Source organism: Mycoplasma sp. 3398, from assembly GCF_053851555.1.
In genome coordinates this window covers 102,369-123,210 of sequence record NZ_JBSQAW010000002.1, presented here as the reverse complement: position 1 = coordinate 123,210, position 20,842 = coordinate 102,369, and the positions used below count along the sequence as shown (strand labels likewise).

Below are 20,842 nucleotides of genomic sequence, written 5' to 3'. Positions count from 1 at the left end.
ACCAGAAGATCCTAAAAAGAATGAAGAAGGCAAAGAACAAGAAAAGAAACCAGAAGATCCTAAAAAGAATGAAGAAGGCAAAGAACAAGAAAAGAAACCAGAAATTAATGGCAAAACTGAACCTGAAAATAAGGATCCAAAAGATGATGGCAAGAATAATGATTCAAAAAAAGAAAATAATAAAAATAATGAACATTTAGGAAAAACCCTTCCTGACGGCAAAACAGAAAATGAGGATGGCGAGGATACCCTTACATCTCCAGCCCTACCTAAACCAGAGCCAACACCAGAAGAAGATGATTTGATAAATAATCTTGATGAAGAAGAGGTTAAAGAAATTGAAAAAAATGAAGTCCTTGTATTTCAAGGTCTATTTAAAAAGAGTTTTGAAGACCTTCAAAAGCAAGTTTTAGAAGAAGATTTAAAAAAATTAATTACTAATCTTCCAGAACAAATTAAACAAAACATCCCTAAATTCGATGACAAAATTAAATTAGGCGAATTAAAATTAACTCCTGAAAGTAAAGAATCTAAGGAAAAAAATAGTTAAGAAGAAATAATAACTATTTTTACCAAAAACTAGATGACTTAAAAGTACCAAAAACTTTAAGTTTGCATTCTATTTAAGCTACCCATATCACGATGGTAACTATCGGTTTTTAAAAAATAAGGATATGGCTTGTTTTAAAGAAACTTCTAAAGAGAAATTAGAAATATTTAATTCATTTAACTTTGCAAGGAGTATTTTAAAACAATCAAATTTATATCGGTTTTATTTAAATTTGCCGGCGGTTCTTAAATTTTTATAATAACGAGTTTGTGTTTGTTAAAAAATATATAAAAATCTAGATGCATTTGTGTCTAGATTTTTTTGCTCTTAATGAGATAAAATAAAGAAATTAAGAAGAGAGAAATAGTTAAATATTTACGTTTCAGACCATAAAAAATGTGCAAAATAGATAAAACCCATTAGGAATTTCTTTTTAAATTGCAAAGAAAATAACAAGTGGTCTAATTATTGACAAATCATAGAAGACATTTTAGCAAAGCATAATTCAGTAGTAATAAAAAGCGTGCTACTAAAGAAAAGCATCTTTAAGATGCTATTATGAAAATGAAAGATAGATACTTCAATAACTTCATTTGATATAATGAGAAAATGGTTTAATAAAAGCAAAAAACAAAACCATAAAATGGTTATTTAATAAAAATTTAAAATTTGAATATCTTAATTTTTACTAAGCATTATTTTAATAAAATCGCTTATTATGAATTTACTATACTTAAGAAATACGAAATAATTAATTGGTGTGCTTCTTTGCTTGTATGAGAGCAATGTGTGATTAATTATTATTTGACATAAATTAGGTGAATTCCAATGAAGTTATTGGGCAATGATAGATTGTGGCAAAATACAAATTTGAATAGTTACATTCAATTGCCCATTCAGTTTTTTGTGGCACAGTTTAAATTTTTAAAACATTTGCTTTTATAAGGATATATAACAGCTGAAATGTTTTTGTTATTTTCAAAATTAAATTTAGATGTAATAAATAGTAAAAAATAAAATATTATTGTAATTTAACTCGATAGTATAAGTAAAAATCTCGTATTAGTATTTTTATTTTGTCTATATCAACTTATTATAATATAATAAATACATGCTAGATTTTATACAAAAAAGAATACAAAAATCAATTGATAAAATTAATAAAAAATTGTCAATTAATGAAGAAGATATTTTAGAAATTTTAAGAGAAGTTAAGTTAGCTTTATTAGAAGCTGATGTTAATTTAGAAGTTGTTAAATCATTTATAAAACAAGTAAAAGAGAAAGCATTAAATAGCCAAATTATAGGTAAATTAAATCAGCAGCAAACTGTCTTAAAGATTTTTAAGGATGAATTAACCAAAATACTAGGTAGTAATTCTATTGAAATTAAACCAAAGGCAATACCAACAAAAATTATGATGGTAGGACTACAAGGTTCGGGTAAAACTACAACATCCGCTAAATTATCATTTTATCTTCGAAAAAAAGGGATATTCAAAAAACCACTATTAGTTGGTGATGATATATATCGCCCCGCTGCTAGAGACCAACTAGAACAGCTTGCAAAGCAAACTCAAACCGACTTTTTCACAAAGAAGGAAAATGATGCCTTATTAATTGCAAAGCAAGCGATTGAAGTAGCTGAACAATATAAAAATGACCTAGTTATTGTTGATACTGCAGGGCGTTTGGCAATTGATGAAGAGTTAATGAATGAATTAGAACAAATTAAAAAAAATATTAAACCAGATTACATATTTTTAGTTATTGATTCAATGAGCGGTCAAGATGTTATTAATACAGCGAAGGCTTTTCATGAAAAATTAAATTTAAATGGAACCATCATAACTAAATTAGATTCAGATGCAAGAGGTGGTGCAGCACTATCAATAACGCATCTTCTTCAAATTCCTATTGCCTTTATTGGGATTAGCGAAAAGATAGCTGGCCTAGAATTATTTTATCCAGATAGAATGGCAGATAGAATTTTGGGAATGGGTGATGTTCTTTCGCTTATTGAGAAAGCATCAGAAGAAGTTGATGAAAAAATGATGAAAAAAATAGGTTATAAAATGATCAGCGGAAAGTTTGATCTTAATGATCTAATGAATTCTCTTGCGCAAATTAAAAAACTCGGTAAGATGAAGGCAATTCTTAAATTAATTCCCGGAATGGCTGACAGAGTAAGTGATGAAAAAATAGAGGAAGCTGAAAACAAGTTTAAAATTTATACATATCTAATTAATTCAATGACTGAACAAGAAAAAAAGATGCCTAAATTATTAAAGAATTCATCTCGAAAAGAAAGGATTCTTAAAGGCTCGGGTAGAAGTGCTCGTGAGTATAACATGTTATTAAATGATTTTGAGAGAATGTCTAAACAAATGAAGGAATTGGGTAATAATCCACAGATCAAAAATGGTATTTTAGGATAAAAAAAGATGGGAATATTAAAACATGGACAAAAAATCCAGATAAAATGTGCTCAGATTTTTTTGTATATGTTTATAAATGCATAAATTATTAGTAAACAATTTAGTTGCGAATGCTTAACCTACTGCATTGGCAAAATTTAAAAAACTAAAAATAAAATGTAAAAGCCGGTTAGGCTTTTAATCCTGCCAAAAACGATGGCAAAATATTATCTTGTTTAAAAGATTTTAATATTAAGAAGTGCTTTACAACAGATGTTAATTTGGCTACTGTTAGTTCTTATTTAGTTAAGATTTTTTTAAAAGAAACAGTTGATATGTTACTAAATTAATTGATGAATGGAGCAATTAAATAAAAAAATAACAAAAGAGAAGAAGAAAGAAAAAAACTTTATAGTGCAATTTGAAGAGTTGCTGAAGATTTAAGAGGAAGCGTTGATGCTTAAGACTTCAAGCAATACATTTTAGTTACATTGTTTTATAGATACACGCCTGAGAACATTATCAAATATTTTAATGATGCAGAAAATGCTGCTAATCCAGACTCTTTATTTAATTATGCTGATATTTTTGATGATCAAATTGATGATGAAATTAAAGAACAATTAATTGATGAAAAAGGTTTCTTTATCAAACCTTTTTCATCTTTTTATAAATATCTTAAGAAGCAGCAAAGATAATGAAAATCTTAATGAAATATTAACTACAGTTTTTGATGAAATAAAAGCTTCGACAATTGGCCATGACCCTGAGAAAGACTTTAAAGATTTACTTAAAATTATCTATGTTTTCTCATACCCCTTATCTTATATTTTATTTTTATTAACAATTTTCTTTATTATAAATAGATTTCTTAATAGTTTAATTGAGCTTACTAAGAAGATGTTTAAAGAAAATAAATTAGACAGTTTAAAAGTTTTTTTGCTATTAGTTTTTGAGTGTAGAATAAGTTTATATAAGGAAAGATTTCTAATATTATCAAGAAATTTTAAGAACACATTGTTTAAATATTTAGGACTATTTTTACATATATTTAAAATATTGTTAATTGCATTTTTTAACACTTTATAATCTTTTGCATCAAGCTCTACGCGAAGTGAGCTTTTAATTGCATCAATAAAAAAGTTAGCAGTATGGTCTATATTCTCTTCATTTGTAATTTCTACTAACATTTTGTCGAATATAAACAATAAATTATATTTATTTTTTATAATAAAATGTTTTCATAATTCATCAAAATTTCTTAATTTAACATAAACATCAGAATAATTAATAAGAGATTCAACGAAAAAATCAGTAAATTCTGAAAACGAATTTAGGCTAGATAAATATTCTTTTACCTTATTAAATTTTTGATTATTTTTGATGTTAAATAAATATGTTAAAAAACTAGTATTTAAGGAATCTTTTATTAAGGAATGGATTATGTCTTTGAATTCCTTTTTTGAATCATTTATTAAACCGGAATTAAAAAGATATTTTAAAACATCATAAACCATATTTTGTTCATTTTTGAAAAAGTTGTTTAATTCTTGTTTTATTAGTTTGTAGTTAATAATTTTTTTTGATAATGCCTTTTTTTGCAAAATACATTCAATAATGTAAACTATGTCATCAACCTTATGATCCTTTAAGAGTATTAGAATAGCTTCTTTTGATCTTCGTTCATTTGTTAAAAAATTAAGAATTTTAGCAATGCTCTCATATTGTTCTGGAGCATAAATAAATTTCTGACTAATAATTTTTTTGATCATTTCGCTTATTGGCAACTTGCTATATCTTATGAATATTGAACAAAAATCAGTTATACGATTTCTATTATGTAAAAGATTGTTAAAATATCTTTGTGATTTATTTTGTCTGAAGAGAATTTCATTTTTATTTTTTCCATAAATCATTTTAAATAAACTTAAATTTTCACTACATTGTGATATTGGATTATATGAATAGATGTTGTCTTCTCAATATTTGGTGTCGGAAATATATTCATTAGTAAAACTATGATTATTAAGATCATTTTTAAGCATTTTGAAATTTAGAAAAAGCTTAACATAAATATCCATTGCTATTTTTTTATAGCCGCGTTCAGTTGGATAAATTGAAAAAATATTTTCAAATAAATATTTTTTATTTTCTTCCCAATATTTTGTGTCGTTTATATTAATAAAATCAATTCGGCATTTTTTAGCAGATTCCGCAATTGTTTTATTTAGATTAATTTGTAGGTAATCAAAAATTTCAAATTGGTCGCTTAATTGAGTGTTTAAAAAAGATGAAATAGTGTTTCTTAAATTCAATAATAATGGTGAGTAGCTAGTAATTATTATTTTTGCTTTGTTATTAATTTTTCTGATGGTGGAAATTAGACTTATTATTTTATTTTCGATAACAATGCTTAAATTTTCAATATCTTTTTTGATTACGGAAATTTGTCTATCTCTAGCTTCACCATTTAATTTAGTCAAAAGAAGTATTTTTTGAAATGGTAAATTGGAAAAAAAATCATTAAAGCCAATAGTTAAAGTAATTAAATTGGCTTCCGCAATTTTCTCATTAATATATTGGAAATCATTATTTCTAATATTTCAATCCTTCAAAAATGGTGAAAAAAAGTTATTAAATGGATTATTTGAGGATCAATCTATTGACTGGATTAAGTCTAATTTGCTCCCCATTTTTTTAAGGACCTTTTTATTGTTGCTATAAAATGCTTCCAAAAATTCACATGAGGCATTACATATAGCAAAATTGTAAAAACTTTCAACTTGTAAGCTAGACGTATCATTTAGAAAATTTGCTAACATCGATGGGAAGCATAAACCTTTGATTTCACCATTTTTATCCATATAACCATTAGTCGGAAAACCAATCTTTGAATTATAACCTGCTGAAAATGCGTCGCCTAGGGCAACATATTTTATGATAATGGGTTTTTTTGTATTCTCATCCATTCTATTTTCCGCCTTCATATGCATCAAAAATAACATTATTTAAATTTTTGAAATGATTAATTAACATATTGATGCCTTTTTTAATGTCATAAACACCGTTTTTTAGCAATAAATTGTTTTGCATTGCATATTTGGAAATATTTGCAAAAATATCCTCTAAATCAAAAGTAGGATTTAAATTAATTTCTTTTAGTTTCTCAGGATAATATTTAGACATTAATTGATAAAGAGAAACAATTAATTCGTTTTGATCAATGGCCTCTTGTCTAATTGATCCAACAATGGCTAATTTTGCTCCAATTTCATTATTTTCGATTTTAGGCATCAATAAACCAGGAGTATCTAACAAAAGATAATTTTTGCAATTAATTCATTGTTCCGATCTCGTAATACCAGGTATCGACCCGACCTTAGTTGCTCTCGATTTTGACATCATATTAATAAATGTTGATTTACCGACATTTGGCACACCTAAAACAACACATTTAAGGCTTGGAGTAAGTTTTTGCTTTTGATCATTTTTGGCCTTAAATTTTAGGAACTCTTTATTTAGAGCAATATTAATTTTTGCATATGTGTTTTGTGCTTTTAGGTTGGTAACAACTACTTGACCACGTTTTTTATAATCTTCAAGAAAAGGTTTGAGTTTTTCGAGATTAGTTTTATCCGCCTTATTAAAAACAAATAAAACTGGTTTGTTATTAATTATTTTGAAAATTTCATCATTAAAAGAACTTCGAGGTAATCTAGCATCCATTACAATAATAAATAAATCAAATAATTTTTGTTTTTCTTGCAATAGTCTAAATTGTTTGGCCATATGGCCAGGAAATCAATGGATCATATTATTTCCTTTCTATTCTTTTTTTAATATAAAATCCTTGCCTTTTTGGACTTCATAAATTGACAGATCATTAAAGTTTGTTTGTCGTAAAATTTCATATAAAACAATAGCTACTGAATTAGCTAAATTTAAACTACGACAATTAGAATTCATAGGAATTCTTAAACAATTATCGATGTTAGTTTGCATAATTGTCTTTGGTATCCCTGTACTCTCTGTGCCAAACATAACTCATATTTCACCTTCTTTCTGTGCCAGTTCATCATATTTAATATCGATATAATTTTTTAAACCATAACGTGTTATGTAAAAAATATTTTTGCTAGGATATTTTTTAATAAAATCATCATATGATTGATGAACTTCATGTTGAATTTCACTAAGAAAGTGCCCGGCTGCTTTTCTTTTTAATCAATGAGGGTGTAAGTCAAAAGCTATTGGTTTTATAATATGAAGCTTGGCTTTAGCAGCGAAACATGTACGGATTATGTTTGCTGTATTAGCATTTATTTCAGGTTGATATAGAATAATATTAATCATAGTAAAAATTTTACTATATATAGCAAAAATTAGCAAATATAAAACTTACTAAACAAATATTTAATCCAATCTTTATGATATGTTGGTAAATAAAAAAAGTTTGGTTTAGAAATAAACAAACTTTTTATAAATCTATAAATATAAACTGCGATATTAAAAAACTATTTAAATAATTTTTTATATTGACCATATCCTTTTTCATCAAGTTCTTCATAAGGGATAAAACTAAGAGATGCGGAATTAATGCAGTATCTTAATCCGCCTTTATCTCTTGGGCCATCACTGAAGACATGACCTAGATGTGAATCGGCGTTTTTTGATTTTACTTCTGTTCTAATCATTCCATGCGAAGTATCTGTCAATTCAACCAATAGACTATTATCTATCGGCTTAGAAAATGCTGGTCAACCGCAACCAGAATTAAATTTATCATCTGATATAAATAATGCTGTACCATCAACAATATCAACATAGATGCCTTTTTCATAATGGTTATTATATTTATTCATATAAGGTCTCTCAGTAAATGCTTTTTGCGTTACATTATACTCAAGTTCACTTAGTTGTGCTAAACGTTTTTCTTTTTCTTGGGGATTCATAAACCCTCCTTATATTTTATAATTTTATATTGAGTAAGTATATAAAGATTTTATATGATTTTATGCATAATTTAAATTATTTTAGAATTTGTAAATTAGGAATTTTCTAACTTAATAAGAGTTTGATGAACCTAATATTAAATATGCTCATATTAATATTTTTAAAAAAACACCACAAATACATAGATCTGTGGTGTTTTAGCACTATTTTTTTACTTAAAAAGTAACATAGAAAAATTTATTTTCTAATATTTAGTGATTTAATGGTTGATTGGTATAATGTATAATCTTCGTTTTTTAAGTGATTTAGCAATGCTTTACGGTGATTAACTTTTCTCATAAATCCACGCATTGAGTGCAAATCTTTTTTATTAATAGCAAAGTGTTTTTTTAATGATTCAATATCTTCAGTTAATATTGCTATTTGTACAGGCAAGTAACCTGTGTCTTTTTCATTTCTTCCAAATTGCTTTACCAATTCGCTTTTTCTAATTTTAGAAACCATCTTTTTCCTTTCATAACCTAGCAATAATCTTAATTACTACCAAGGAATAAATAACGAATACCTCAATATAGGGCATTCGCTTTTATTATATCATAAAAAAATAAAAACACGACTAGCGTGTTATGGTCAATTTCTTGAAATGGTGCGAACAAATGGACTTGAACCATCGACCTCACGATTATCAGTCGTGTGCTCTAACCAACTGAGCTATGCTCGCATAAAAACATGGGATAAACCCATATAAGTATATCACAAAAAAATTAACGTTTTGAAAATTGTCTTGCTCTTCTTGCTTTTCTCAATCCAAATTTCTTACGTTCCTTAACACGAGCGTCTCTTGTTAAGAATCCAGCATCTTTTAATTTGTTACGATATTCATTATTTGATGCTTCTAATAATGCTCTTGCAATACCTAATCTAATGGCTCCTGCTTGACCGGTTAAACCACCACCATTTACATTGGCAAAAACATCAAATTGATTTGTTGTTTCGGTAACACCAAATGGACTTAAGGCATCCATTAATAAAATTTCTGAATTTAAATATTGTTTCGCTTCTTTTCCATTAATTACAAAATTGCCTTTTCCAGGAATTAAGTAAACTCTAGCAATGGAAGATTTACGACGTCCTAGGCCATAGTATCTAATTTTATCTGCCATTATTTAACCTCTATTTGTGTTGGTTGTTGTGATACTTGCTTATGTTCTGCATTTGCATAAACATAAAGATTTTTAAATTGTTTGCGGCCTAATTTTGTATGAGGCAACATACCTCTAACTGCTTTTTCAACTAGAGCAATTGGTTTTTTAGCTCTTAAATCTGCAGCAGTAATTTGTTTTAAACCACCAGGATATCCAGTGTGGTGATAGTAAATTTTCTTTTCATCTTTTTTAGCTGTTAAAAGAACATCTTTTGCATTAATAACAACTACATTGTCGCCCATGTCAACATTTGGAGTAAATGTTGGTTTATTTTTTCCACGAAGGATTGAAGCAACAAGAGTTGAAAGTCTACCTAAAGGTACGTTGGCTGCATCGATGATGTATCATTTTTTATCAACTATTTCTTTTCTAATAATTGTTGTTTGACGCATACTTTCTCTTTCATGTTTTAAATATATTTAAAAATTAATGATCATTATTTATATACATAACTTAATATAAATAAATTTCACTAAACTATTATAGCAAAAAAAATTTCATTAGTTCATTTTTGCAATCATATATATTAATGCTGTTTCTGCTCGTAAAATTGTCTTGGTTAATGAAACGATTTCGACATTTTCTTTTTTTGCCAATTCTATTTCATTTAATGAAAATCCACCTTCTGGCCCGACAATTAGAAGAGTATCTCCTTTTCGTTTGGTTATCTTTTTATCTTTTTCATTTTCATAAGCTAAAATTTTGTTTTTAACATCTAGTTTAATAATCTCATCATAGGTCATAACTCTTTCGAATATTGGCATTGTATTTCGAAAAGATTGTTGTGATGCTTCAAGGATTATTTTTTTAAATCTCTTTATTTTGCTTTCTATTTGCATATTAGTTTTATCTGTGTATTCTGAAATAAAAGGAATAATTTTTGTTACTCCTAATTCAACGCTTTTTTGTAAAGCAATCTCAAAATTATTTTGTTTTATAAGTGGGATTGCTACTATTAGATCATCTTCTAATTCATTATCTATATTTAACTTTTTCTTAATTATGGCCTTATTAGGAAACTCAAAATAACATAAGTAAAACTCATTATTAAAGTTTATTAAAAAATCTTGATTTTTAATCCGGATTACTTTTAAATGTTTTTGTGTATCTTCATCTAAAAAGAAATAATTTTCACTTTTAGAACTGCTAAAAAATTTATACATAATTATTAAATTATAAAATTTTTTATAAATATCTAATTCTTTATCCTTAAATCATAAATAAAAGTTTTAGAGATAGAAAGATAATAAGTTTTATTTTTTTAATAAACACTTAATAAACAACAATAATATAAGCACTTATTTTCTAAAAAAACATGTAATTAAATAATTAATCCAATTGCGGCCTTTTATATGATCCAAATTATAAATGCAACATTAAAAATAAAAAAATATAACGGAAATTCGGAATATTTAACATAAATTAAATAACTGTATTTATATTTTTATTGTTATTTTTGTAAAAAAAATGAAAAAATCTAACTTTTTTATATTAAACTAATAGCAAATAAAAAACAATAAAGGAGAATATATGATTAAAAATAAATTCCTAAAAGCATCACTATTTTTGTTGCCGATATTACCCACTGCAACATTAGTTGCATGTGCACCAACAAATAACAGCGAACATACAGTTCCAGACGCCGGGCCCAAAATTAATGAAAATAAAAAAACAAATCAAACATTAGATTTTACTAATTTTGGTGTTAAAAAATTTAATGGTCAAGTAAAAACCAGAACATTATTATTTGCGGCGGCAACAAGTGAAAATTTTCTAGATAAGGATGGTGTATTTTCATTCAGATTACACCACCGGCCAGTGGAAGGGGTTAAAGGCGAATGATTAGCCTTTGCCACAGAAGTTAAAGGAAGAAATGATAATACATTAGTAGATCCTTTGAATATAAAAATTGCATCGACACAAGCCGATGAAGGAGCTGGTGTTGAATATCCTTTAATATTTAAATTTGATAAGCCAGAAAACAAGTTAGGTACAGGAAAGTATTACACATTTGTTTTTTGAAAAAAAGATGGAACTGAAAGAATTGTTTTCAATCAAACACATATTGATAATAACAATGACATTTTTCCATCATTTCTACCAAACTAATAAATTAAGAAAAAAATTATATAGAGCAATCAACATTATGGATTAGGATTACTTAAAAAATAGGAATATTTTTTGTTCTTACTTGCGCCATTATGTTGTGCTCATTTTATTATTGTTACTTTTGATAAAAAACTTAAAATAAAAAGTCAAATGTTTTACATTTATGGATAAAAAATATGCCCATTTGTACACGGTGGCTAAGCAAAAAATCCCTTTATATCTTTTATTGCTTTTTATTGCTTGCGGGGTCTTTTTTTGATTTTTTGATTATTATGTTACGATGCTGGAAATTAAATTAATAATAATTTTGTAATATTTACATATTTTTTTATAGGGAACATTGTCTATATGCTTTTGCTTTTATACAAATTTTATTTAGGAATCAAAGCATTTTATAAATTTGGTATAACAAGTTTTATAAGCATTTTAGGAAATATTTTTTTAAAAAATCAGTCTACAATAAAAGAAAAGTTAATAATATTGTCATTTATAAAAATATAAGTTATATCAATAGCGAAATATTAGAATGAATAAAAGAAGAAATAAGCAAATCCAAAAAATAGCTGTGTCCAAAATTTAAATGCCAACTTAACTTAATTTATTATGTTTTATGATACAATTTTTATATTAATTTTATATAAATATATAAAAAATGTAATGAGGTTACAATGCCAAATAATACTAAAAAAAATATTCATGATGTTATCGCTCATTTAAAAAATATGGGTTTTGTTTATCAAAATTCAGAAATATATGGTGGTGTTGTGAATACATGAGATTATGGTCCATTAGCAACTGCTATGATGACTCAAATCAAAAATATATGAATTAATGAATTTATAAGAAAAGAAAAAAATTATCAAATTGATTCTAAAATTATTATGAATAAGAATGTTTGGAAAGCTAGTGGTCATATTGATAATTTTTCTGATTTTTTAATTGAAAATAAAGTTAATAATAAAAGATACCGTGCTGACCATATTATTAAAGATCTATTTCCTGAAATTAATGTCGAAAAATGTACATTTGACGAATTAGAGAAAATCATTAAAAAAAATGTTAAAAAATATGATGGCGTAAGTGCAGAATGAGGAGAAATTAGACCATTTAATTTGATGTTTAAGACGCAAATGGGAGCAATTGATAACAGTTCTTCTGAAACCTTTTTAAGACCTGAAACCGCACAAGGTATATTTGTGAATTTTAAGAACTTGACTAGAACATCAAGAGCTAAATTGCCTTTTGGAATTGGCCAGATAGGTAAAAGTTTTCGCAATGAAATAACCCCCCGTGACTTTATTTTTAGAACAAGAGAATTTGAGCAAATGGAATTAGAATTTTTTTGCGAAGAAAAAGATAGCAATAATTTTTATCAGTATTGAATTGAAAAATGTAAAAAACTCGTTTTATTATTAGGTCTTAAGGAAGAAAATATACGTATAAGACCACATGAAGCAGAAGAATTAAGTCACTATTCAAAAGGAACAAGCGATATTGAATACTTATTTCCTTTTGGATGAGGTGAGTTATTAGGAATTGCTAATCGCGGCAATTATGATTTAAGTCAACATATGAAATTTTCTGGTGAATCTCTTGAATACTTAAAAGACGATGGGACCAAAATAATTCCGTATGTTATTGAACCTTCAATTGGATTGGACAGATTGCTTTTTGCATTGATTATCGATGCTTATACAGTCGAAAAAAATGATGATAAAGAAGAAAGAGTGATTTTAAAATTAAGTAAAAAAATTTCACCCTATCAAGTTGCTATATTACCTTTAATGAAAAAGCAGTCATTGGAAGCCAAGGAAATTTATAACAATTTATTGGAAAATACTAATATTAGAATAGCATATGATGAAGCTGGTTCTATTGGTAGAAGATACCGTAGACAAGACGCAATTGGAACACCATTTTGTATAACTGTTGATTTTGATACAACCAAAAATAATACTGTAACTATTAGAAATAGAGACACAATGAAGCAAGATGTAATACCAATTAGTGAAATTGCAAGTTATTTATTAGAAAACAGATAATAAAAGGAATTAATTTTGCAGGAAAGTGTTTGAGAATATGTAATTTCTAAAAGTGATATTGTTAATATTATTGGGCAATATCTGACTTTAATGAAGCAAGGGAAGAATTATAAGGCTTGTTGTCCTTTTCATGGCGAAAAAACGCCATCTTTTGTTGTTAGCCCAGAGCAAGGAATATTTAAATGTTTTGGATGCGGAAAAGGCGGAGATGTAATTAAATTTATTCAATACAAGGAAAATTTAACATCCTTTGAGGCACTAAAATTTTTAGTCAATAAACAAAACCTAGATATTTCCAAATTCGGCAATTTTATGAATAATTCCGCTATCACAACTGAACATTCTAAAATTCTTGAAGTCAATAAGGTAGCACTTAATTTTTTTAGATATCAAATTACTTTTGAAAAAAGCGCCGAATTAATAAAGTATCTGCACAAAAGAAACCTAAATGATAATTTAATTAAAGAATTTCAAATTGGTTTTTCATCAAAAAACAAGTCAATTTATGAAACTCTTATCGAACATAAATTTGATTCGTTTGAAATATCCAATTCATCATTATTATCTTCTATTGAAAATAAAAATTTTTTTAATGATCGTCTAATGTTTCCAATATGCGATGAATTAGGCAATATTATTGCTTTTTCAGGTAGAGACATTACTGAATTACAAAACCCTAAATATTTAAATAGTTCTGAGACTATTGTTTTTCGAAAAAATGAAGTAATTTTTAATTATTTTCATGCAAAAGATGAAATAAATAATAAAAGAGAAGTTTACTTAGTAGAGGGGCAATTTGATTGCATAGCCATGTTTAAAGCTGGATTCAAAAATGCCGTAGCAATTATGGGTACTTCATTATCACCAGCCCATCTAAAACTATTAAATAATAAAACTATTACATTATTTTTTGATAATGACAGTGCAGGGCAAAATGCAACACTAAAAAATTTAAGGATGATATTGTACTATTCAAAAAAATACAATTTAAATGCTAAATTTGTTATAAATACATTAAATAAAGATGCAGATGAACTTTATAATCTAGATAATGGTTTAACTTTAAAAAAAATGTGTGAAAACAAGGTTGATATTGTCGAATATTTATTAATACTGGCCAAGCAAAATATTTTAAACAATAAACAATCATTTGAAAGAAACGAAATATTTAAGCAGATATTTGAATATGTTTATTATATTGATAATTCATTAGTTTTAATGCTCAAAGAAAGATTTATTAATGAAAACATTTTAACTGCCGATTTATTTGAAAACTACTATAAAAATTCTAATCCTCTTTTCTTATCGGATCCATTATTTAAAAATAAAATTAATGAAAAAAAACATAGCGCAAATCACCCAAGTATTTATACAAATGAAAATTATGATAATAACTTTTTTATCAAAAATGATATTGCAAGCCTACAACCAGAAGTTTCGAAGCAAGCAAATTCGCCAAGTATTAATAAAAAAAATAAAAAATTCATTAATGCTAGAACAATATTAAAACAAGAAATAAGTAGGCATTATATGCTATTAAAGGAAATTTTGTTGCTAGTATTAAATCAACCTTTTATTGCCAAACAATGAAAAAATGATGGATTTCACGATCTTAATTTAGATGATGATTCACAAAAGATATTAAGAAAATTAATTAGTTATATTATCAAAAAGAACAAGGAAGGTTTAGAACTAAGTCAATCCAATCTTGTTTCGGTAATTGAATCCGACCTTAATAAGGCAAAAATATCAAATAACATTGATTTAATAAATGAATATAAATCATATCTAGAACAGGCAATTCAGATAAAAAATTTAACTCTCACAAGTGATGATTTGAAAAAAGATATCAAAAATCTATATGATCGTGTAGATGAGTTTGTTGAGAATCGAAAGAAACCAAAAAAGCAGATTTTAATGTATACCAAAGGAGCGCAGGATGACAAGTAATAATTTAGAAAAATCAATAGATTATGTTATTTCAGTAATTGAAAATGAGGTAGTTAAAAGGAAAAATAAAGATAAAAAATTTAAAACCCTATCTCAAGAGGAAGTTTTTGATATTCTTTATAAGAAAAAACTTTATGTTGATGATGAAGAAGCAGATTTATTATTGCTTAAATTGTTTGAAAAAAATCTTATTTCTAATAGTGTTGATGAAGGCGATAACGATGATGTTGAAAATTTTGTTCAAGATGCAGAATTTAACGAAAGTATGTTAAAAGATATTGATGACGAGGATGCTGAAAACGAAGATATTGACTATGACTTTGAATATGATGATAGCACCTTGGTACCAAATGATAGCATCAATTCTGCTGTAGAAGAAGATCAAACCTTTAGTGAAGATGATGAATATATTTCAAGCAAAATTAGTGAAACGTATGATGAAGAAGATGAAGAATATGACTATGATCTTAACGAATATGATGATTATAGTGAAGTTAATTGAAAAAGCAGAAGATCTAATGATGAATTTGATGCATCAAAACTATTAAAAAACTATGATAGTGAAGAAATAAAAATTGGTTCAGCTAGAAAAAATTCTGAGAATAGTAATTTGTCAAATAGGTTAACTGAAACAAATGATATTGTTAAGTGATATATGAGATGAATAGGCAAGTATGGTAAGCTTTTAACACCAAAGGAAGAATTAGAAACAGCTGAAAAAATGGCCAAGGCTAGAGAGAATGGTGACAAATGAGCATATAAAAAAGCACGCGATTTGTTAATTAAAAGAAATTTAAGACTAGTTATCAATAATGCTAAAAAATATAAGAATAGAGGTTTGAGCTTTATTGATTTAATTTCAGAGGGTAATTCTGGAATCATGAAAGCAGCTGATAAATATTTACATACTAAGGGATATAAATTTTCTACATATGCTACTTGATGAATTAGACAAGCAATTACTAGAGCCGTTGCTGACCAAGCGAGAACTGTAAGGGTCCCTGTGCATATGGTTGAAACAATCAATAAAGTCTTGAAGATTGAGAGAGAATTACAACAAGAACAAGGTTATCCTCCTACAGATGAAGAAATTGCCAAGAAGTTTGGTGAACCTGAATTCACTGCTGATAAGGTAAGATATATAAGAAAAATAAACATTGACCCTATTTCACTTGATAAAAATATTGGAAAGGAAGAAAATTCAAGCTTTTCAGACTTTGTTAAGGATGAAAGCGTAATTAGTCCAACTAATTTTACAAGTCAAGAAGAATTGAGTGTTATTTTGAATGAAATGATTAATTCGTTAACAGATGAATCTGATCGATTATTAATAAGAAAAAGATATGGAATTTCTGACCCAAACGGAGAATCATATCGTCCTCATTCCTTAGATGAACTTGCTAAAGAATTAGGGGTAAGTAAAGAAAAAGTTCGTCAAATTGAAACGAAGGTTTTGCGTAAATTAAGACATCCGCAAAAACGTAAGCAATTAAAAGAGTTCTATGCTAATGAAAGTTATAATTTAGATTAAAACGAGGTGAAAAATGATTAAGTTGGGCAGTCATGTCTCGTTTTCAAAACCGGACTATCTATTAGGCGCTGCACGTGAATCACATCATAATAATGCTAACTGCATGATGATTTATCTCGGGCCAAATCAATCCCCTTATCGCGTTGAAGAAAAATACTACAAGTATGATGAGTACAATAAATTTTATGCAGATAAAATTAAATCCGATGATATTATTGTTCATGCACCCTATATCATTAATCCTTCAAACCCGCTAAAAAATAAGTTTGCGATTGATTTTTTAATCTCTGAAATTAAAAGAATGAATTTTATAGGGGCTAAAATAATTGTTTTGCATCCTGGCGCACATACTACTTTTAGCAAAGAAGAAGCTAAAAGTAGCTTAATTTATTCATTAAAAACAGTTTTAGCAAAAACTAATGATGTAACAATCGCCTTAGAAACTATGGCTGGTAATGGAAGTAATTATTGTAATAATTTTGAAATATTAAAAGAAATAATTGAGAAAATTAAATCTGATAGAGTTGCCATATGCCTTGACACATGTCATATATGGGATTCTGGATATGATATTAGGGATTATGATAATTTTAAAAAATATTTAAAAGACAACGATTTTCTAAAGTATATAAAAATTATTCACTTAAATGATTCAAAAAATCCGCTAGGTTCTAAGAAGGACCGCCACGATAATATTGGAAAGGGGTATATTGGTTTAGAAACTTTAAAAAAATTTGTTTATGATCCCGATTTTGATAATATACCCATTATTTTAGAAACACCATACATTGGCGACTTAGCGCCTTATAAAGAGGAAATCGCTTTATTATTAGATAACACAGAGCCTAGTTTATTTTAAAATATCTTTAAGATCGCTTTTTGTAATTTGTCTATTATCTTTGACTAAATCTAAAATTTTTTCTATCCTATTTTAAACATCTAGTTTCAAATTTTTTCTTCATAGTTTTTTGCTAAAAAAGGTAATAATTGCACCATTGTTAGAAATATAGTATTTGAGTTATTTCTTAAAAATAACATATTCTATAACTATGCGTCTAAAACTTGGCGCATAGTTTTTGTTAAACTCAATTTTATTTAAAGTACTGATAATTATCTCATTTCTTTTTTGTGAGCATACATATTTTAATATTTTCTAATGTAAACCTTCGGACAAACTATTTGAAAGAGAAAATTTAAGATCTATTGTTATAAAATTTAGTTTTCATATCTTCGCTTAATGTACAATATCAATCTCTATGACAATAGCGATTAACAATTGTTTATCTTACCTTTTTAATATATCTAAAAATTTGTCTCAATCAAATCTTGCAGAGGAGAAGATTTTTTATTAGGAAAACTAGAAAAATGAAGTATCTCATCTAATAACATTAGTATTGAACCTCTAAATTCTTTATTATCAATAAATAAAGTAACATCTGTTCTTTGAAATGCGACAAATTTATTTATAGCTAGTTTTTAGTTGCTTAACAACAAAGTTGCATTATTATATTTCGTGGTTTTGACTAATAAGGATTAAAATATATTTATCAAATTTACCCCCTTTTTTATCTAAGGATATTTTCTAAACACTTAAAAGCCGAATATTCTTCTTCAATCATAATAGATTTAAAATCACTTGATCTATGTGCTCTTATTATTTTTTTTGAATATAATCCAAAACCAACAACTCTCTTTTGTATTGCTTAGTCCAATGAAAACACCTTTAGAATTTAATCTATACTTCGCAATTATAGCAATGCGTCTCGCCTATTTCTTCTAATTTTTATCTTAAAAGAATTTCATTGAGATAAATATTAATTAAATTAGTAACATCAGGGCTAAAACCATTTACATTCTAATTAGTAGATAGCATTTCTGCCTATTCTTATTTCTTAGCATGTATTAATTTCTTGCTAACAAAATCATTATTTACGCGCTGAATGGATTTTTTTACTTTTTGTATTTAAAAAAGAAACTATTTATGTTTTTAATTTATTTTATTGTTCTGTAATACCGATTTTTATTTAATTCTGCTAGCTTCCATATTTACTCATTCATACCCTATGCGTTATTTAAAAACACCATTGATCATTAATTGATTTGATGAGAATTATCAAAAAAAAAAAAAAAAAATGTAAAATACTTACATCAAAATAGTATTTAAAGGAGAAAAATGAAAAAAAGCAAATTACTTTTTATAGGATTTTTACCTGCTTTGGCAACACCAGTTATAGCTCTATCATGTGCAAATCCTGCTAAACCAGAAAAACCAGAAAAACCAGCTGAACCAAAGAAACCAGAAAACCCAGAAACAAAAACCCCTCAACAAGAAATGCCTGATAAGAGTAAATCCGATAAAACAACTCCCGATACCGGAGGAACTAAAGATGATTCAAATAATAAATCACAAGAAAAACAAGAAAAGAATGAAGAACATAAAAAAAATGAATCTTCAGATGTTCCATCTTCATTCGAATTGCTAGGATATGATAAAGAAAACATTAAATTAGAGGACTTTAATCGCCAGATTTTCGGACAGGCTGATGTACCAAAAGAATACCAAACACCGCCAACATTTGAATTATTGGGTTTTGGAAGCGCAACTATTGGTGAGGAAGAATTTAGCAGACAAACAAACGGTTTAAAGATAAAAGATACTGATTTCAAGAGTTATGGTGGAAAATTTGAAAATGATAAATTAACTATTGAATTTGAAACAAATAATGATTCATATTTTAATAAAATAGCTACAATAACAATTGTTGTTAACGCCTTCGAAAAATCGTCGCAAAAATTTACATCACAGAAATTAACCTTAACTAACAAAAGAATAAATTCATTTAATAATAAATTCACTTTTGATTTTTCTTTAAATAGTGAAATTAAATCAGATACCCATAATATTCAGTCAATTCGTCTTGTAGAATTAATTATTGATGGTCAAAAGGTTGAACTTTAATATCTTTTAAGAAATCTCAATAAAAAAATTTTAAAAGCAAAGGTAACAAACCTTTGCTTTTAAAATTACTTCAATTATTCTTCGTAATTTTCAGGGCGGCTTAAGATCTTAGAACCATTTTTGGTAACAAGGATTGTATCTTCAATACGAGCCCCGCCCAAATCTTTTACATAAATCCCGGGTTCAACCGTGATAACCATTCCTTCTTCTAATACCACATTGCCCGTTCTTCTGCCAACTCCTGGTAGTTCGTGTACATCGATTCCTACACCATGGCCAGTTGAATGAGTAAAGAATTTACCATATCCTTTTGATTGTATATATTCTCGACAAATTTTATCAATCTCAGATGTTTCAATTCCTGGTTTTACAGCTTCGCGGCCAAGTTTTTGAGCTTCGCTAACAACATCAAGAATCGAAACTAATTCAGCTGACTTGGGTTTTCCAAAGAAAAATGTTCTTGTTATATCGCTAGCTCAACCATTGTATTGCGCTCCGAAATCAATTTTAACAATATCGCCATCAACCAATTTACGATTTGTTGGATGATGATGAGGTTCGGCAGCATTTGTACCAAATGCAACGATTGTTTCAAAGCTTTCTTTTTCAGCACCAAAAAGGCGCATTAAATATCCAAGTTTATTTGATACTTCTAATTCAGTCATGCCTTCAACTAAAATTTTCTTTAATTCCTCTAATGCTTGCAATGAAATTAAACAAGCTTCCTGGATGTAATCGGATTCTTCTTGGTCTTTTATTATTCTAAATTGTTTTCCTTTTACATTATGAAATTTTGCTTTTGGCATCATTTTTTTAAAATATTCAAATGTTTGAACATGTAAATAATCTGATTCAATACCAACATTAGAATATTTTTTCTTGTTTAGAAAATTCGATAGTGTTTCTTCTCCTGACTCCAATAAAATAACTTCAACATTCTTTGCAAATTTAGTTGCATATTCAATATATCTACCATCTACAAATAAAAAGGCTTTTTCTTTCTCGATCACAATAAAACCATCACTTGTCTGAATACCAGCATATCATAATCTTGTTTGAGGCGCCTCAGAGATAATTGCATCTAGCTTCAATTCTTCGAAAATTTTGGTTATTTGTTGTTTTAGCAT

Annotated in this window: 17 protein-coding genes, 1 tRNA gene and 1 pseudogene; 9 read left to right on the top strand and 10 right to left on the bottom strand. The window is 27.1% G+C overall.

What is annotated here, in order from left to right:
* From ACWXVK_RS01435 to ACWXVK_RS01425, 3 genes and pseudogenes are all read left to right on the top strand, one after another.
* Positions 1 to 550, top strand: a pseudogene (locus tag ACWXVK_RS01435) (hypothetical protein); the annotation flags it as partial.
* Positions 551 to 1,661: 1,111 nt separating this feature from the next.
* Positions 1,662 to 2,987 (top strand): signal recognition particle protein, encoded by a 1,326-nt coding sequence (ffh, locus tag ACWXVK_RS01430; RefSeq protein ID WP_438340855.1) that lies wholly within the window; start codon positions 1,662 to 1,664, stop codon positions 2,985 to 2,987.
* Positions 2,988 to 3,457: 470 nt separating this feature from the next.
* Complete coding sequence (locus ACWXVK_RS01425) at positions 3,458 to 3,664, top strand: hypothetical protein (protein ID WP_456002217.1); 207 nt, start codon at positions 3,458 to 3,460, stop codon at positions 3,662 to 3,664.
* A 126-nt stretch (positions 3,665 to 3,790) separates the two neighbouring features.
* On the opposite strand, the gene ACWXVK_RS01420 is transcribed toward ACWXVK_RS01425, so the two are convergent.
* The 9 genes from ACWXVK_RS01420 to ACWXVK_RS01380 form a co-directional block, all read right to left on the bottom strand.
* The gene (locus tag ACWXVK_RS01420; protein ID WP_456017012.1) at positions 3,791 to 5,953 is read right to left on the bottom strand and encodes an SGNH/GDSL hydrolase family protein; all 2,163 of its coding nucleotides are present in this window, start codon (positions 5,951 to 5,953) and stop codon (positions 3,791 to 3,793) included.
* Positions 5,937 to 6,779, bottom strand: a complete 843-nt coding sequence (gene ylqF, locus ACWXVK_RS01415; RefSeq protein ID WP_444705141.1) for a ribosome biogenesis GTPase YlqF — start codon at positions 6,777 to 6,779, stop codon at positions 5,937 to 5,939. The genes ACWXVK_RS01420 and ylqF overlap by 17 nt, the downstream gene beginning before the upstream one ends.
* Before the next feature lie 12 nt (positions 6,780 to 6,791).
* On the bottom strand, positions 6,792 to 7,319 hold the full coding sequence (locus ACWXVK_RS01410; protein WP_438340851.1) for a TrmH family RNA methyltransferase: 528 nt from the start codon (positions 7,317 to 7,319) through the stop codon (positions 6,792 to 6,794).
* A 161-nt stretch (positions 7,320 to 7,480) separates the two neighbouring features.
* Positions 7,481 to 7,918 (bottom strand): peptide-methionine (R)-S-oxide reductase MsrB, encoded by a 438-nt coding sequence (gene msrB / locus ACWXVK_RS01405; protein WP_438340850.1) that lies wholly within the window; start codon positions 7,916 to 7,918, stop codon positions 7,481 to 7,483.
* Positions 7,919 to 8,156: 238 nt separating this feature from the next.
* Positions 8,157 to 8,423, bottom strand: a complete 267-nt coding sequence (gene rpsO, locus ACWXVK_RS01400; protein ID WP_438340849.1) for a 30S ribosomal protein S15 — start codon at positions 8,421 to 8,423, stop codon at positions 8,157 to 8,159.
* A 140-nt stretch (positions 8,424 to 8,563) separates the two neighbouring features.
* Positions 8,564 to 8,640, bottom strand: a tRNA-Ile gene (locus ACWXVK_RS01395).
* A 43-nt stretch (positions 8,641 to 8,683) separates the two neighbouring features.
* Positions 8,684 to 9,082: a 30S ribosomal protein S9 gene (rpsI, locus tag ACWXVK_RS01390; protein ID WP_438340848.1), complete on the bottom strand. Its 399-nt coding sequence runs from the start codon at positions 9,080 to 9,082 to the stop codon at positions 8,684 to 8,686.
* Positions 9,082 to 9,516, bottom strand: coding sequence for a 50S ribosomal protein L13 (rplM, locus tag ACWXVK_RS01385; protein WP_438340847.1), 435 nt, complete (start codon positions 9,514 to 9,516; stop codon positions 9,082 to 9,084). The genes rpsI and rplM overlap by 1 nt, the downstream gene beginning before the upstream one ends.
* Positions 9,517 to 9,624: 108 nt before the next feature.
* A complete protein-coding gene (locus tag ACWXVK_RS01380; RefSeq protein WP_438340846.1) occupies positions 9,625 to 10,287 on the bottom strand; it encodes a 16S rRNA (uracil(1498)-N(3))-methyltransferase in 663 nt (220 codons plus the stop codon).
* A 367-nt stretch (positions 10,288 to 10,654) separates the two neighbouring features.
* Between ACWXVK_RS01380 and ACWXVK_RS01375 the strand changes: the two genes are divergently transcribed.
* The 6 genes from ACWXVK_RS01375 (at position 10,655) to ACWXVK_RS01350 (ending at position 19,715) form a co-directional block, all read left to right on the top strand.
* Positions 10,655 to 11,233 carry a hypothetical protein gene (locus tag ACWXVK_RS01375; RefSeq protein ID WP_455994078.1) on the top strand — a complete coding sequence of 193 codons (579 nt, stop codon included), beginning with the start codon at positions 10,655 to 10,657 and terminating at the stop codon, positions 11,231 to 11,233.
* A 668-nt stretch (positions 11,234 to 11,901) separates the two neighbouring features.
* The gene (locus ACWXVK_RS01370; RefSeq protein ID WP_455994080.1) at positions 11,902 to 13,275 is read left to right on the top strand and encodes a glycine--tRNA ligase; all 1,374 of its coding nucleotides are present in this window, start codon (positions 11,902 to 11,904) and stop codon (positions 13,273 to 13,275) included.
* A 15-nt stretch (positions 13,276 to 13,290) separates the two neighbouring features.
* Positions 13,291 to 15,225 carry a DNA primase gene (gene dnaG, locus ACWXVK_RS01365; RefSeq protein ID WP_456017010.1) on the top strand — a complete coding sequence of 645 codons (1,935 nt, stop codon included), beginning with the start codon at positions 13,291 to 13,293 and terminating at the stop codon, positions 15,223 to 15,225.
* A complete protein-coding gene (locus ACWXVK_RS01360; RefSeq protein ID WP_438340842.1) occupies positions 15,215 to 16,756 on the top strand; it encodes an RNA polymerase sigma factor in 1,542 nt (513 codons plus the stop codon). Before dnaG ends, ACWXVK_RS01360 begins: the two co-directional genes overlap by 11 nt.
* Before the next feature lie 13 nt (positions 16,757 to 16,769).
* Positions 16,770 to 17,615 carry a deoxyribonuclease IV gene (locus ACWXVK_RS01355; protein WP_438340841.1) on the top strand — a complete coding sequence of 282 codons (846 nt, stop codon included), beginning with the start codon at positions 16,770 to 16,772 and terminating at the stop codon, positions 17,613 to 17,615.
* Between the two features lie 1,314 nt (positions 17,616 to 18,929).
* The gene (locus ACWXVK_RS01350; RefSeq protein ID WP_456017008.1) at positions 18,930 to 19,715 is read left to right on the top strand and encodes a hypothetical protein; all 786 of its coding nucleotides are present in this window, start codon (positions 18,930 to 18,932) and stop codon (positions 19,713 to 19,715) included.
* A gap of 74 nt (positions 19,716 to 19,789) precedes the next feature.
* Here the strand turns inward: ACWXVK_RS01350 and ACWXVK_RS01345 are convergent, their stop codons facing one another.
* Positions 19,790 to 20,842 (bottom strand): M24 family metallopeptidase, encoded by a 1,053-nt coding sequence (locus ACWXVK_RS01345; protein WP_438340839.1) that lies wholly within the window; start codon positions 20,840 to 20,842, stop codon positions 19,790 to 19,792.